We start from the raw sequence: 14,849 nt of genomic DNA, 5'->3' as shown, positions 1-14,849 counted from the left end.
AATTTTAGAAATGACAATTATATTTGAAAGGAGGGGTAAAGCGTGGATGAGAAATCCAAGCAAATTAAAAATGCAATCAGTTAAAAGAAAAACATTATCTAACCAGGTCTGATGTGTTTACTTTGCTGCATATAGAATCTGCCCCTTTTGAGACTCGCCTCTCAAAGGGGTCTGTTAGCAGTGAACTCTCTTATTGAAGGAGTTTAATCACCAAGCAAAAGTTCAAAATCAATCTTCAAGGTAATTTCTTCAAAAAAACTCTGATCATGTAGGGAGCGAATGAGTTTTTGCGCTGGAAAATGTCCCAATACGAATCATCCCGGACCCGTATTTGGTATAAGGTTTCGATCTGCGTCCAAATGGCAGCTTGCCTTTTTGAATAGCCGGGACAGGTTATCCAATGTGGGATATGGCATATAGCAGACCATAGCAGGTATCATCAAGCCGATATAAATCAATTACGCAAATGGTTTAGTGAAAATTGAAATTTTCATTTTTATTAACATAAGGGGTGAGTTTTCATAATGGAGGAATCGCTTTTTATTATACTTAGAGGGCGGCATTCCTTTAATAAATAAAGTGTGAAAATTAATTAAATTGTGAGGAAATGCTTACGGGTGTTTTTTTGCAAGACCAGCTGCCCAAAACATTTTCTTGTAATCATTAATTAGTAATCGGGAGCTATCTTGTATATGAACAATCTAGGAAAGGGGATATTTTACATGATTTTAGAAGCAGTCATGCTGCAAGTAAAAGAAGGGATGGAGGAGGAATATGAACAAGCCTTTTGTGAAGCATCAAAAATTATTGCTTCCATGAAAGGGTACATATCTCACGAGCTCCAGAGATGTATGGAAGTTAAGGGAAAATATTTATTGCTTGTAAAGTGGGAATCATTAGAGGCCCATACAGTTGGGTTTAGACAATCGAAAGAGTATCAAGAATGGAAAAGACAGCTGCACCATTTTTATGATCCGTTTCCTGCAGTTGAACATTTTGAAATCGTTCCTCTTTAATTGGTGTTTTAGTTAACAGCCTCCTTACAGACATAAGGAGGCTATCTTTTAATACTTTGCTGAACCATTAGGTGATACATCCTGCTTCTTTCCGATGAAGGAAACCTCATCAGTGCCTGAAAAAATATAAATGAGATCCTGCTATTCAGGTTTATAATTGGCATTTGGGTCAGGTGTAAATCTTGGCTTAAATCCGTCTTATTTAACCATTCCAGCTGATGCGTGATGAAGATCGTGACAGTGAATTAGTCAATTGCCTGTTAACAGGGTTTCCATTCTTGCTTAGGACCTGGAAGAAGTGACTGTGCAGGTGCAAAGGGTTGCCTTCTATCGTTTTCTTATTCAACAAACGGGGCAGCATTCCTGTAATAAAGGAATACCAGGAGGCATTAAAGTTTATTCAAAGGAAGAACTTGGCCAGTTAATGCAGATATTTGATGATAAGTTATTCTTGAAAACACTCATCTTCTTGGCAGTTTTACAAGAGCTAGAGAAGGTGAATTTGCTGGACTTGAGTGGAAACATGTTGACCTTGAAAAAGGAACTATTTGAATCGAGCAACCTATTACAGAGATCAAAGGCAAAGGCGTACAGATAAAAGCAATCAAAATAGGGAAAGACTGAACAGTTAGTGTCCGAGAGAATTACTTGAGATGTTAAAGAAACTAGAGTTTATCTTTGGAAAAGAATTCAGAAAACCTATCCGTCAGGCAGTATCGGCCAATGGTGGCAAAGATTTACCAAAAAACATGCCTTTAAACATATTTGCTTTCATGATCTTAGGCATACTTCAGCAACATTACTCATAAAAGAAGAGTTCACGCAAAAGTAATTAGCGAAAGATTAGGATATGCTGATATTTCAACTAGCATGAATATGTTATGCCAGGATTGGAAGAGGCGGATAAAGCAACAGCAAGTCACTTTGATGAGTTTTTCGAAAAGAAAGCTAGGACGGACCTAATATCCGCTCCTATTCAATAACTCCTGTTTCTTTAATTACTACATCACATTTAACCTCAAAGCTTAAAGTTTTGTATTCATCTAACCATTTTTTAAAGTCAAAGTTCCGATTCATGGTTTTTTTCTTTTGACCCAGCCCAACCGGGTCAATTCCGAGATCCTGAAATTGTTTTAATAGCCTTAAGCATTCCTTTTCAATTTTCCTCTCCAGATTTTTTTCAATATCACCAACGTTAGGGGCTAAATCTTCTCCCGTATACTCACGTATAATGCCTTCAATTTTAATGGATATGGAAGCGTAGTTATCAGTCAACCTGATTTTATGGCTTGACCTTATGCTCTTTACAGCAGCGTTATCTCCCTTTTTTAGCTTTACATCGAAGTTTCCTTCACTATACTTATCTACCAGCAATTTAAAAAAGAACATATCTTTCACAGGGAGGATGTCTACTTCTTTATCGTTTTGGAAAAGGCTAATTCCGCTTATTCCAACTTTATCATTCCCAACTTTCTTTAGGCGGGGCAGAAAGGGATCCTTACCTTTCTGAAAATAATCACGGATAAGAATGTGCAAGTTGGTTTTGGGCACATCCCGATGGTCAATATTATGCTGTATAAGATTATGGATATAGGTTGAATTTCCTAGGGTTCCATATTCGCCTTTAAGCAAGTCTTCTGCTGTTCCCTCCGCTGTAGCAACAAATACTCGTGACCCTATACTTGCATCTCTCTGAAAAGAATCTACAATATCATAAATCCCTTTTCTGGATATTTCAGTTCCCATTATAGCAAGGGCTAATCCGCCAGTGACTACTGGTTCTGATGATTGTTTAGATATATCTAGAATAAGGTCCTGCCGAAGTTTTCCATTTCCAGAAAATGTCCTATTAATTACGCTTTTATCAGGCTGAAATTCCTGAAATAAAACTGTTCCCCTATACTTATCTTTTTCCTCCTCTGCTGCATCGTAGCCGACCCCTACTTCAATATTAATATCATCAATTATTTCTTTTTTCACACAGCCTGAAAGTAGCAAAGACAGGCATATTAAGATAAGCTTTTTCATTTGTTCCCCCACCGTCAGGCTGAATAAGGAGTGTCCCGATTCAAATCATAATAACTGTTTAAGTTTAGTCATATGAGATAACGATCTCCTTAACTTAATTCTAAAGAGGATTTTACCAATGAAAAAATTAGGTTTACAATCACGTTCCACTTCGATTGGTAATTAAAAACTATTATTTGCAGAGTGACACTCTTATATGCAGCTTATGGAAGAGGGACCAATGAAATGACTGTTCCATACCTAATACCTGTAAAGGGGCAGATTAGTGAAAGAAGGAATTATACAAACACAAGTGGAAGTGTTTGTAGAAACCCAGGTTAACTTAAAAGTAAGTTAAGCTGTAATACTCGTTTCATAGGAAAAGGAAATAATCTTATTTACATGTGTTTAACCTGAAAAAGGGTCTAAACTAAAGGTCTAAGGAGGCTTGGCTTTATTATGAAAAATGCAGCTTGTGACAATAGAAGAGATACAGCTTCGAGAATCATTATGGCAGAACCAAAAACTATCTATCAGGCATTCCTAAATCCGAAATCATTAGTTTCATGGCTCCCGCCTAAAGGTATGTCAGGTCATATTGACAATTTTGACCCTCGTGAAGGTGGAACTTACAAAATGACCCTTACCTATGAAGAAGGCAAACCATCATCTGGAAAAACCTCGGAAAACACTGATGTATACCAAGGGAAGTTTTTAGAGTTGGTTCCTGACAAATGGATTGTACAATTAATAATATTTGAATCTGAATCTCCAGAATTCGCTGGTGAAATGACACAGAAGTGGCTTTTTGAATCCATCACAGAAGGCACAAGAGTCACTGTTATTTGTGAAAATGTTCCTAAAGGAATACGCAAAGAAGATCATGACATCGGTTTAAAATCAACATTGGAGAATCTAGCTATCTTTGTTGAATAATTGCAGACTGGTCATAAGGCAGCTTTTTTCTATTATGCTAACTGGGAAGATTAGTTGAATAATAAAGCATGCTCTATAAATTAAAAGGTTAATGATTCTAAGGCTAAATAGAAACGAAGCATTTATTTAAGATGAAACAAGGGATAACAAATGTCACCCCTTAATGCTTAGATCCAATCCACCGGTGGCTTTTTTAACTGCGCTTTTACTCCAAGCTCTTTAGCGGCAGCCAAAATAAATTCTTTTCTAAAGAAATAACTTTTATGGTTTACTATTTTTCCATTTTCAATCTCTTGTACTTGAATATCGTGAATTTCTGGTCCTTGTTCTCCATCAGCAAACACAACGATAACTGGTTTATTCCATAGAATCAATTCATCAGCTCTATGACCGGGTAGACCAAACCTTAGAGAGCCTTTTATCATCTCATCTTTAGAAAATTCTTGAAAACCCAAATAGGCTTCATTCTGTGCTTGAACACTAAATAGTTCTAACATGCCGTCTAAATCTCCCTTATTAAATGCTTCTAAGTATGATTGAATCGTTACATTTTTTTCTTGGCTATACAGACCAGATTTTGTTTGAGTAAAATCAAAAGAAGCTATTTTTCTTTTCGCCCGTTGTACTGAAGAATAGACCCCTCCAGGAGTGCTTTGTACGATACCGGCTACTTCTTCAGCACTAAATTGAAAAATATTTAATAATAGAAATGCGGCAAGTTGTTTAGGTGTCAATATATCATCCAATGATATTAAGACCTCTTCCAATAATAGAGGATTCGAGAAATCTTCGTTAGCTTCAGATACTTCATCTAATAATCCTACTTCCCGCTTTAGCTTTCTGCATAGGTCGATCCAAGTGTTTGTTGCAACCCTAAATAAATAGTGTTTTTTGTCGGTTATTTCACTCCACCGTTGAGGGAGAAGGCCAAACGCTTTTATAATCGATTCTTGATATAGATCTTCACCATCCCAAGGGGAGCCGGTGAGATATTTACAATAATTCCATAAATCAGTTGAATAGTCAGAGATTATTTCAAAAAATTCACTTCTTGCCTTCCTGGTTTCATCTACAATATCCTTGGTAATGTGATCAATTGGTTTCATGAAAAATTCCTCCTACTGTCAATATACTAAATAGACGATTGTATATTGAAGAATTATACGGCTTTGGAGAAGATATTTTAGAAACTCAATAAAATTGTCTTTACTTTTTCGGAGATGCTAGTTGAAAAAACGAGCAGTTTTTTCAAAATTCAGCAAAAGGGGCAGCATTCCTGTAATGAAGGAAAATGGAGTTTGAACAAGAAAATAACCTCTTGGTAGAATGAGAGAGTCCTGAAGCCGGGAAGCGAAAAGGACATTACTCAAATACCAGGAGGCTTTAAAATGAATTATAACCCAGAATAAGAAGATTGCTCAAATTACTCCTTACACCCTGATTATAGGGGTGGATATCGCGAAATTCAAGCATGTGGCACGTGCCCAGGATTTCAGGGGAACGGAGTTTGGATCCCCTTGTTATTTTGAAAATACAAAAGAAGGTTTTGAGCATTTTCTTCATTGGATTTCGGAAACGAAGAAAACACATAGTATGGAGAAAGTGATTGTCGGTATGGAGCCAACAGGTCATTATTGGTTTAACCTGGCTCACATTTTAAAAGAGAACGAGATAAAGTTTGTAGCTGTAAATCCCTTGCACGTCAAGAAAAGCAAGGAACTTGATGATAATTCTCCAACTAAAAATGATGTAAAAGATGCCAAGGTCATTGCCCAACTGGTCAAGGACGGAAGATACGCCGAACCTACCATACCGCAAGGTGTTTATGCCGAACTCCGTGTGGCAAAGAAAATACGCGATCTTTTAACCGAGGACCTTCAAACGGTCCAGGGCCAGGTGCATAATTGGATTGACCGGTATTTTCCGGAATTCCTTAAGGTCTTTAAGAAGTGGGAGGGTAAGGCTGCATTACAATTCTTACGGCTTTATGCTCTACCGCATGAAATAGCAAATTTCACAGAAGATGAATTGCTTATCCATTTAAGAAAATCCGTAAAAAGAAGTGTAGGTGCTAATAAGATTAGGGAGTTAAAGCAAGCAGCGAGTCAGTCCATCGGACTTCGCCAAGGCTCTGAGATGGCAAAAATGGAGCTGAAAACTCTTCTGGCTAAATATGAATTGATTCAGAAGGAATTCGAAGAATTGGACGGAAAAATAGATTCCCTGCTTGATGAAATCCCAGGTGTAGCCCAAATGTTAGCTATCAAGGGTGTTGGAAGAGATACAGTCGCTGGTTTCTTTGCGGAAGTAGGTGACCTACGTGAGTACACTCACCCCCGACAAATAATTAAATTGGCTGGCTTGAGTCTGAAGGAAAATACGTCTGGAAAGCACAAAGGAAAAACCACTATCTCCAAGAGAGGTCGGAAGAAGCTAAGGGCTCTGTTGTTTAGGGTTTGCATGATTCTAGTTGCCAAAAATTCAGCTTTTAAGGCCCTGCATGCGTACTTTACACAACGGCCGGACAACCCGCTAAAGAAGATGCAGTCCCTTATCGCTTTGTGTAATAAATTGATTCGTATTTTCTTCAGTATAAGTAAAAAGCAATTTGAATTTAGTGAAGAAAAGATGTTAAAAGACATCCCTCACTTGGCAGGATCAAAGAAGGCAAAACTGGCCGCTTAGTTCTGGTTTCATTTAGATTAGTAATAGTTTTTGGTTTATAGTTTTGGAGACATTTGAAGCACGGATTAGTCGGCAAAGCAACTAAATTACGGGCTAAGACCCTGTGGGGCAGCATGGCCGACATCCACCTCATGGAAAGGTTGGACGAAGGAATTTGAGAGCGAAGACTCTGTGAGGCATGGGAGGGTTGACCTCCATGAGAAATGTGGACATCCACCAGTGCAATCATAATTTTACTTATCCACCATTTTCTGTAATAGGTTGGTTAGTGGATTATAACTCTTATTTCTTTAAGGGTCCAAATATATCCTTTCAAGTGATAAATCCCCAACAATTAAGGACTTACCGGCAGGTAATTAACTATGAAAATCTAAGAAAAAAAGAGTAAACAGCCGTTTTCGCTTTTTTTATTAAGGGAGTTTTGTTCAATAACAGTTTCATAAATCAATATAAAATCCTTACTTTAATGAAGGAAGTAAGGATTTTTTGTTGAATGTTTAAATTTAGAATATTTTGTAATTTTAGGAGGGGACAAAAAATGGGTGAGAAATTATTAAGGATAGGCACAACATATATACCAGTAACTAATGTAGAGCTTTCTTCTGATTGGTATGTAAATAAACTAGGAGCAGAGTTAAGCTACAAAGATCAAGACAAAGCTATTTTAAACTTTGCTAATCAAAGTATTTTTCTTGTGAAGTCTAATGAAAATCAAAGCTCCAATTTCTTTGATATTCACGGTAATGAGCGTTTTTCGTTAACATTCGAAGTTAATGGGTTAAATGCCTTACAAGCAATTCATAAAGAATTTAAGCAAAGTGAAATTAGAGTTGGAGAGATCGAGGACAGAGGTCACTCTGGAAGAAATTTTATTTTTTATGATATAGATGGTAATAAATTTGATGTATGGAGTGAACTTAGTCCAATCTTCAAAGAAAAATATCTTATTTCTAAATAGATAGTTAAAGTGAGGAGGCGATGTTTTAATAGAGCATCGCCTCCTCATTGTTCAATAACGGGGAAGATTGTGAGTTGAAGATCTGAGGCAGGTTTATTCAATAAGAGTCTATGCTGTAATATCACATTAGACCATTACTGCGTAACAAGAATCATTACTTTTAAATAACTTTGTTAAAGAATGTACTTAAGCTAACGGCAAGTACTTAAGAAGGATATTTAGTTTGGAAGTAAGAGACAGGGTTAATTATAAAATTACACATACTTTTATGTTAGTATTTTAAAAAAATAGTCCCGACCAAATTAACAGGTTGGGACTATTTTACTTACAAGAGGCTTTGATAATGTTAATGAACTCTGAGCAGCCAAAATACATTCATGCTTGTGTTCATTTGTACAAGCTAATTTGATTTTCCTAAGCTGCTTTATCTTGAAGTAGTAATAGGACACGAACCACTAGGTTTAGGGCGTGTAACTAATTCCCCTCCGCTATTGGGACAAATATAATTCATTTTTTCTGTGCAAGGTTCACAAAAAGTACATTCGTGAGTACAAATATAAGCATTGGTTTCTATTGATATGTTGTTTTCACAAGCTTCACAAGACTTTCTCATTTCTAAAGCCACTTATTAATCTCTCCTTTTTAAGTTCTTTTTTACTTACTATACAACAAGATTTTCCAATTTAATTTTATAACATTGCTAATATTTCTTCTGTTTTTTTAATAGTCGCAAATTCTTCATGCAAATTTGCTAAAGTCATCTCATGTATTTTCTCGGCATTTAATGTTTCCCCATTTAAACTCTGCCTATCAAAAGTTGCAGTCGCATCTGAAACTAAAAAAGGATTAAAGCCGAGATTCCCAGCCATACGAGTTGTTGTTTCCACACAGTGGTTAGTAGTCAAGCCTGTTATAACAATATTAGGGTAATTGTTTTTCCTTAATATTTCTTCAAGGTTAGTACCAATAAACGCACTATTAACACTTTTGGTAATAATAATATCCTTTGGCAGCGGGTTAATCATTTCCTTGAATTCACTTGTTTCGCTTTTAGAATAAAAAAGAGAGTCTTTATTTTTTGACAAGTGTTTAACATAGATGACTAATCTTTGATTTAAATTCCAATGCTCTATTAGCTTTTCGATATTTCTTTCAGCACATGGATTGTTTCTCTTTCCCCAACTGGAATCATCAAAAGCGCTTTGGACATCGATTACAATTAACGGGACGTTATTATGCAGCTTTATCAATGTCATTACCTCCCATAGATTTAATAACTTAATTGTAATAATTCACTTTCACTTTTTACATAGATTTATTATTGTATTTTTATTAATATATTTAATAAATTAATCTTTTTATAAAGTTACACTTTAAAAATGAAGGGAGCTTTAGGATGGATGAAATTGACAAAAGAATTTTGATTGAATTGCAAAAGAATGCGCGCATGTCGGTGACAGAGTTAGGGAAAAAAATTGGGCTATCAACACCGGCAACAAATGAGAGGTTAAAAAAATTAGAGGAAAAGGAAGTTATTAAAGGGTATCGAGCTATTATTAATCCGGAAAAAATAAACAAGCATGTTACTGCTTTTATACTATATGACACAAAGAAATGTAGGGAGTTTAGAGATTTTTGCATTGCCCATCCAAGTGTAATAGAGTGTCATAGGCTAGCTGGACAATTTAGTTATTTAGTAAAGGTTGTAACAGAAACAGTTCACACTCTTGAGGACTTTATAGACGATTCAATGGTTTATGGACAACCCTCTTCATTAATTAACCTTTCATCACCGGTAAAACATAAACCTATAACTTAATTTACTTTAAAATTTGCACTACCGGAGAAGGTGGTTATTCAACTTAAGGGTGCTTATATTCAAGATCAGCTGCCGAATCAGGTAGCTTTTTCTTATTCTACAAAAGGGGCAGGATAGTTGAACAAGGAATTCAACCTATGTTTATAGAAATAGTAATATTAACAATGTTTGGTATTGCTTTTATAATATATTAACTTGTTTTCTAAATGGGGAGGGGCACTTTTGCAAACTTTTTTTAGATATAACTGGATGGTAAGAGAAGACTGGTATCGTTGGTGTGAAGAGTTAAGTGAAGAAGAACTTCTGCAGGACCGAACGGGTGGAATGGGAAGTATATTGCATACACTTTTCCATATTGTTGATGTCGAATGGAGCTGGATACGTGTTTTACAGGGTAAAACTGACTTTCAGGAGAGTTTCGATAGTTATAAAAGCTTGAACAAGGTTCGAAAATTAGACGATGAATTTCATTTAGAAGTGGAAAACTTTGTGAACAAATGGGATGCTAGCATGGAAAATCAATTATTTTACGATACTTTGCCAGATGGAAGAATTGTGACGGATACTTGGGGCGAAATCATGAGACATGCCATTGCTCACGAAATTCATCATATAGGACAATTATCAATTTGGGCAAGGGAATTAGGGAAAAAGCCAGTTTCTGCAAACCTTATAGGTCGGGGTCTTTCCTCTCATATGAATTAATAATTTAAAGAGATATTAATTTAGACGGTTTCTACTTAATGGGTATAATACTTTTATAACAAATCGCCTTTTCCAGGTTTTGTTGCATATTCACTTTTGTGGAGAAATTTGAGTTTGTGAAGAATTGCAGTTAAAATAAAGGGTGCATTTATTTAAGATAGGGCTGCCAATTTTGGTGGTCTTTTCTTATTAAACAAAAGGGGCAGGTTTGTTGAAAAGCACAATACATAGTTTTTGTCGAGTTTATAAAACTAATATGAAATTAATAATATATGATATTGGATCAGAATTTGTTTGGAGGAATTATTTTGACAGCAGATAAAAGTTTAAGGGTTTGTGAAAAGGGACATAAGTTTTACAAAAGTAGTGAGTGTAAAAGCTGTCCTACCTGTGATAAAGAGAATAAGCCTGAAAGTGGCTTCCTTTCGAAACTCAGTGCTCCTGCAAGGAATGCATTGGTTCACCAAGGAATAGACACTTTGAATAAACTATCAAAGTACACTGAAAAAGAAATATTAAAAATTCATGGCATTGGTCCAGCTTCCTTACCTATTATGAGAACTTCCTTAAAAGAAGAAGGGCTATCATTTAATGAATAAAAACTTCACTGACAGGTTTTTATTTCAAGATCTGCTGCTGATCAGGCAGCTTTTTTCTTTGTCAGTATTATATGCAGATATTAATTAATACATTATTTACAATGACAATAAAAATCAGATCCAGCTGCGGATCTTAGGCGGATTTTCTATTGTGCTAACAGTAAGTTACTTAATTGTTTTATTGACATTACGGTCAAGTTTCCACAGGACGTGTTTTTTTATTTGGGCCATTTTGTTGAAGATGACCTGGGAATGATAATGAAAATACATAGTTAAGGAAACGATATTTAAGGAGAAGGTAACAGATAATCCTTGAAATTTTCCTTTCTAAGGAGTGGATGGATGGACCTATTAACTTTTACTGAGGAGTTTTTTGATTATATAAGGAAGTTTTTACTTTTAAGATTTACACTATTTGCTTTAGTGCTCATCACCTTTTCATTTGTCATAAACCGTATGATTGATTGGTTTTTTAGGAAGTCTAATTTTTTTGATGAAGAGGTAGAAAAGACGATACAAGGTGTAGCACGATCCATTTTTAGGTATGGAATTGCGATTAGCCTTGTTATTTATCTAATTAGTCAATTTGTAGATATAAAAGGCATTCTTGCAGGTGCAGGGATTGCCGGTGTTGTCATCGGTTTTGCTGCACAGCAGATGTTAAAAGACGTTATTTTGGGGTTCGCAAGATTAACGGATAAAGAGTTTCGTGTCGGTGATTTTGTTACTTTTAACGGGACAAGTTCAGGTACCATTGAGGAGATAAGTATTCGCTTTATGCAAATTCGTGAATGGTCGGGAAAACTCCTTACTATCCCGCATGGAGAGATTAGAGCGATACAAAATTTTAATAAAGGCTGGATGCGGGTTATTGAGCGGATTACGGTAAGTTATCAGGAAGATCCAGCAAGAATTAAGGAATTGTTAGAGAAAGCAAGTGTGATCTGCAATGAAAAATTAGTTCATAGCCTGTATAGGCTAGGGGGCGAGGCTGTTGAACCATTTCAATATATTGGGATTACAGACTTAAATCCAAACCTTAAACATGTCGGGTACGAATTTTGTATTGTAGGCCTGGTTAAACCCGAAGAGTATTTTGAAACGTCCAGGCAGGTTAGATTTGAACTAATGTCTTTATTCTATAAGAATCAAGTACAAATGCCAGCCGCGAACATGTTCGTTCAAATTGAAAATTCACAGGACATTCTTGAGCAGCCTTCACCCAGCACATAAAGAGAGCCCTTGCGGTTAATGACAAGGGGCAGCAATCTTTGTCAATTCAAAGTTTTAGAAAGTAGTTTGGATCATGATTTATGGTGATAAAATTTTGTGAATCAGATAAAAATAGGTTTAGGAAAGGAGGGATTGCGAATGTCTGTGAAAAAGCGGGTAACTGGATTGGCCTTTGTGCTTGCAATGCTTGTGGTTTTGTCATCTCCGGGCTCACTCGGCGTATTTGCCGAATCCGGTGTTTCAACTAAGGTCAAATCGATTGAGGTCGAGCTGAACGATGATTACTTTAATCCGAAGGTTATCACTATTCCGAATGGAACATCCACAACGTTAATATTGAAAAATAAAGGCAAGAAAGAGCACACCTTTACAGTGGAAAAGCTCGGAATTGATGCTGAGATTCAGCCAGGAAAAGAAATGAATATTTCCGTGAAACCGAAACAGCCAGGTACATATGAGCTGATATGCCGGTACCATTTCCAGGAAGGAATGGTTGGAAAAGTAATAGTCAAATAATAACAGGGGCCAATAAGGCCCTTGTTTTTTATGGCTAAAGGAAAATCCCCTATTATTACCAGTTGGAGCCATACAGCTAACTTTCCTCTGCAAATGGATTATAAAAAATTGTTCCGCCTCTAAAAAGTGTAAATATAATGTAAGGTAACATATATCCATTATAGAAGGAGGTGAACAGGTGTATTTTTTTAAGACTATCTCGGAAGAGGTTTATCTATTTCAGAAAGTATTTAGTAAATATAAAAAAACAATGAAGCTCATTTTGGTGTCTATTTTCACCTGTATTGCTGCTATTTTACAGGCTGCTGGCGGCCTTTTACCAGGTATAGGATATTTGTTAAGTCCGCTTGCCACTGCACCTATTCTGTTATGTTCTGTTTTTTCCATTCCATTTGGAGTAATGTCCTACTCTCTGACAATTATGTTGTTATTGATCCTGCAGCCATCTGAACTAATTATATTTCCTTTTACAACAGGATTGTTAGGGCTTGGTATTGGGGCATCTTTTTCCTTTTTCAGGAAGAGATTAAGTATCATTGCTGCTGGTGCAATCCTTTTAATGCTAGGAATTATGGGGTTACTATTTATTTTTCACTTTCCAGTTTTAGGTCCAGCCGTCTCTGCTTCCTTTTCATTTCTTACAGCGGGAGGTATCTTTTTATTTGTTTTCCTTTATAGCTGGCTATGGGTTGAAATGGCTTTAATCATTATTAAAAGATTAAAAATGATGAACATTTAGTGATTCTCTATCACATGGTTTTCATTTCTTTTCAATCCTTATAAGAGATTTATCAGGATTAAGCAGAATTCTATCGTTATGATTCATGGAACTATTTCAAAGACAGTGCCTTGATTTAAATCAGTCACTTTCATAGAGCCATAAACCCCTAAATATAATCTGGTCTGTTTCAGATTCGTCCCCAAATTAACATAATAGGCTGACTGGGACCCAAAATCATAATCGGTTTGGATCACACTAAAATCATTTTGTTTACCATTAGGTCTCATGATGGTATAAGCTAAAGCCCCTCTAACCTGAGGCTGCGAATCTTTCCGGGCAAGATCGGTAAACACAACGCTTCCTGTTAAAGCAGGGATTCCTTTCCCCATATAGGCTTGCACTCCTGTAAGTGCAGTTCCTTCAAACTTATCGGGTCTGTGATCTTTATGAAAGTAATTAGTTAAAGGCTGAAGACGACTCGCTGAAAGTGCCGCTGCTTCATTGTAATAAGCCATTGTCTTCTCATCCAAATTCTGATTATTAGTGCAGTCTCTTATAATCGAAGCAGGAAAATCACCTTCCCAGCCTCGCCAGCCAAAGTTTATAAATCCTTCCTTGTCAGGTTCAGAATTCATCACAGATGCTTGAATAAGCTGAGTAACCGGTATGGGTTTATAATGTACAAATGAATAAATCGACTCGACCAAATCCTGGCCGACATTCCCTGCATATTTAATATACTGATTATAAAACTGTTGAAATGAAATGCCTGGAATATTGCGAACCCCCTTAGCCATTACCGTGAGGGTCTCCTGAATCGCTGCGGGGAGTTCATTAAACCGTGTGACAATGGGGGGATTCATAATGTAAGTATTCTTATCTACATCAATTTCAATTATTTTACCGGCAATCTCCAGATCATCCTGGCTTAAATTAAATGGATCATAGCCTGATCCGCCATCTCCGGTTGTTAAAACTAGTTTTCCTGTTTCTGGCGAAAAGTTTAAACTATTGACCCCATTATGATTTGAAAATGGCCTTCTTAAGTTAAGTAAAGTCCTTCGTTTTTGGGGCCCGCCACTCGATTGTAAAATCCATTCTTCTATTGTATCAATATGGTCATATTGTGTTTCTCTATTCATCCATTTTAGGTTTAAAGTTCCAGGATCACACGGGTCAGGATTATACGATTCAGAAAGTGCACCTGGTCCTTGTGCCCCGGCAGCTGAATAATGAAGATAAAACAGACCGTTATAATAAAATTCGGGATGAAACGCTAGTCCAAGCAATCCCCGTTCATCATATCCGCCACCAGAGGCACCCAGTTTTAGGATTCTGTGGCGAATATCTAAAAAAGTCCTTAAGCTTGAGTTTCTTATGTAAAAGATCTCTCCTACCTGGGTTGCAATAAATAGTCTTTCCTTGGAATCACCTGGAAGTATAACTGTTTTCAAAACAGTAGGTAAATTTATCTTACTGGCAATGGGCCGTAAACCAACCTTAACTTTTATCAACTGACTTTGCACCCCTTCATTTTTTTCTTTTATAAGAATATGATTAGAACTGGCTATTAGTACTAAATTAGGCAGGGGAATGTCGTCTAAGATTTCTTGCCTAAAGATAAAATACGACGGCAAGTTCACATGTTAAAATG

The 14,849-nt window shown here is 36.4% G+C and carries 15 protein-coding genes and 1 pseudogene; 10 read left to right on the top strand and 6 right to left on the bottom strand.

Features of this window, described 5'->3' with window-relative positions:
• Positions 1-722 precede the first annotated feature (722 nt).
• Complete coding sequence (locus DFO72_RS21315; protein WP_113884133.1) at positions 723-1,016, top strand: antibiotic biosynthesis monooxygenase family protein; 294 nt, start codon at positions 723-725, stop codon at positions 1,014-1,016.
• 198 nt (positions 1,017-1,214) lie between these two features.
• Here the strand turns inward: DFO72_RS21315 and DFO72_RS30070 are convergent.
• Both DFO72_RS30070 and DFO72_RS21305 read right to left on the bottom strand, forming a co-directional pair.
• Positions 1,215-1,368: pseudogene (locus tag DFO72_RS30070) on the bottom strand (multicopper oxidase family protein); the annotation flags it as partial.
• A gap of 620 nt (positions 1,369-1,988) precedes the next feature.
• On the bottom strand, positions 1,989-3,044 hold the full coding sequence (locus tag DFO72_RS21305) for a Ger(x)C family spore germination protein (RefSeq protein WP_113884132.1): 1,056 nt from the start codon (positions 3,042-3,044) through the stop codon (positions 1,989-1,991).
• A 438-nt stretch (positions 3,045-3,482) separates the two neighbouring features.
• On the opposite strand from DFO72_RS21305, the gene DFO72_RS21300 reads away from it, so the two are divergent.
• A complete protein-coding gene (locus DFO72_RS21300; protein ID WP_113884131.1) occupies positions 3,483-3,959 on the top strand; it encodes an SRPBCC domain-containing protein in 477 nt (158 codons plus the stop codon).
• Between the two features lie 167 nt (positions 3,960-4,126).
• Here DFO72_RS21300 and DFO72_RS21295 read toward each other — a convergent pair whose 3' ends face one another.
• On the bottom strand, positions 4,127-5,065 hold the full coding sequence (locus tag DFO72_RS21295) for an RNA polymerase sigma factor (RefSeq protein WP_113884130.1): 939 nt from the start codon (positions 5,063-5,065) through the stop codon (positions 4,127-4,129).
• Positions 5,066-5,351: 286 nt separating this feature from the next.
• On the opposite strand from DFO72_RS21295, the gene DFO72_RS21290 reads away from it, so the two are divergent.
• Positions 5,352-6,644, top strand: coding sequence for an IS110 family transposase (locus DFO72_RS21290; protein WP_113884129.1), 1,293 nt, complete (start codon positions 5,352-5,354; stop codon positions 6,642-6,644).
• 538 nt (positions 6,645-7,182) lie between these two features.
• Positions 7,183-7,602, top strand: a complete 420-nt coding sequence (locus DFO72_RS21285) for a VOC family protein (protein WP_113884127.1) — start codon at positions 7,183-7,185, stop codon at positions 7,600-7,602.
• A 424-nt stretch (positions 7,603-8,026) separates the two neighbouring features.
• Here the strand turns inward: DFO72_RS21285 and DFO72_RS21280 are convergent, their stop codons facing one another.
• Both DFO72_RS21280 and DFO72_RS21275 read right to left on the bottom strand, forming a co-directional pair.
• Positions 8,027-8,227: a DUF1272 domain-containing protein gene (locus DFO72_RS21280; protein WP_113884126.1), complete on the bottom strand. Its 201-nt coding sequence runs from the start codon at positions 8,225-8,227 to the stop codon at positions 8,027-8,029.
• A gap of 64 nt (positions 8,228-8,291) precedes the next feature.
• Entirely contained in the window at positions 8,292-8,843 is a 552-nt protein-coding gene (locus DFO72_RS21275; RefSeq protein WP_113884303.1) for a cysteine hydrolase family protein, read from the bottom strand.
• A 155-nt stretch (positions 8,844-8,998) separates the two neighbouring features.
• On the opposite strand from DFO72_RS21275, the gene DFO72_RS21270 reads away from it, so the two are divergent.
• The 6 genes from DFO72_RS21270 (at position 8,999) to DFO72_RS21245 (ending at position 13,213) form a co-directional block, all read left to right on the top strand.
• Complete coding sequence (locus tag DFO72_RS21270) at positions 8,999-9,421, top strand: Lrp/AsnC family transcriptional regulator (RefSeq protein ID WP_113884125.1); 423 nt, start codon at positions 8,999-9,001, stop codon at positions 9,419-9,421.
• Between the two features lie 222 nt (positions 9,422-9,643).
• A complete protein-coding gene (locus tag DFO72_RS21265; RefSeq protein ID WP_113884124.1) occupies positions 9,644-10,126 on the top strand; it encodes a DinB family protein in 483 nt (160 codons plus the stop codon).
• 272 nt (positions 10,127-10,398) lie between these two features.
• Positions 10,399-10,725, top strand: coding sequence for an RNA polymerase alpha subunit C-terminal domain-containing protein (locus DFO72_RS21260; protein WP_395858195.1), 327 nt, complete (start codon positions 10,399-10,401; stop codon positions 10,723-10,725).
• 342 nt (positions 10,726-11,067) lie between these two features.
• The gene (locus DFO72_RS21255) at positions 11,068-11,958 is read left to right on the top strand and encodes a mechanosensitive ion channel family protein (RefSeq protein WP_113884122.1); all 891 of its coding nucleotides are present in this window, start codon (positions 11,068-11,070) and stop codon (positions 11,956-11,958) included.
• 138 nt (positions 11,959-12,096) lie between these two features.
• Complete coding sequence (locus DFO72_RS21250; protein WP_113884121.1) at positions 12,097-12,474, top strand: cupredoxin domain-containing protein; 378 nt, start codon at positions 12,097-12,099, stop codon at positions 12,472-12,474.
• A 178-nt stretch (positions 12,475-12,652) separates the two neighbouring features.
• Positions 12,653-13,213: a hypothetical protein gene (locus tag DFO72_RS21245; RefSeq protein WP_113884120.1), complete on the top strand. Its 561-nt coding sequence runs from the start codon at positions 12,653-12,655 to the stop codon at positions 13,211-13,213.
• Positions 13,214-13,296: 83 nt separating this feature from the next.
• Here DFO72_RS21245 and DFO72_RS21240 read toward each other — a convergent pair whose 3' ends face one another.
• Positions 13,297-14,709, bottom strand: coding sequence for a PQQ-dependent sugar dehydrogenase (locus tag DFO72_RS21240; RefSeq protein ID WP_113884119.1), 1,413 nt, complete (start codon positions 14,707-14,709; stop codon positions 13,297-13,299).
• Between the last annotated feature and the right edge of the window lie 140 nt (positions 14,710-14,849).

This window comes from Cytobacillus oceanisediminis, assembly GCF_004366035.1.
Taxonomy (GTDB): Bacteria; Bacillota; Bacilli; order Bacillales; family Cytobacillaceae; genus Cytobacillus; species Cytobacillus oceanisediminis_C.
Note: the sequence above shows the minus strand (reverse complement) of the source record. Positions and strands in the feature narration are given on the sequence as shown.

Excerpts from the sequence above, each read along its gene's own strand:
- DFO72_RS21315 (WP_113884133.1), top strand. The coding sequence starts at position 723 with ATGATTTTAGAAGCAGTCATGCTGCAAGTAAAAGAAGGGATGGAGGAG.
- DFO72_RS21305 (WP_113884132.1), bottom strand. The coding sequence starts at position 3,044 with ATGAAAAAGCTTATCTTAATATGCCTGTCTTTGCTACTTTCAGGCTGT.
- DFO72_RS21300 (WP_113884131.1), top strand. The coding sequence starts at position 3,483 with ATGAAAAATGCAGCTTGTGACAATAGAAGAGATACAGCTTCGAGAATC.
- DFO72_RS21295 (WP_113884130.1), bottom strand. The coding sequence starts at position 5,065 with ATGAAACCAATTGATCACATTACCAAGGATATTGTAGATGAAACCAGG.
- DFO72_RS21285 (WP_113884127.1), top strand. The coding sequence starts at position 7,183 with ATGGGTGAGAAATTATTAAGGATAGGCACAACATATATACCAGTAACT.
- DFO72_RS21270 (WP_113884125.1), top strand. The coding sequence starts at position 8,999 with ATGGATGAAATTGACAAAAGAATTTTGATTGAATTGCAAAAGAATGCG.
- DFO72_RS21260 (WP_395858195.1), top strand. The coding sequence starts at position 10,399 with ATGATATTGGATCAGAATTTGTTTGGAGGAATTATTTTGACAGCAGAT.
- DFO72_RS21255 (WP_113884122.1), top strand. The coding sequence starts at position 11,068 with ATGGACCTATTAACTTTTACTGAGGAGTTTTTTGATTATATAAGGAAG.
- DFO72_RS21250 (WP_113884121.1), top strand. The coding sequence starts at position 12,097 with ATGTCTGTGAAAAAGCGGGTAACTGGATTGGCCTTTGTGCTTGCAATG.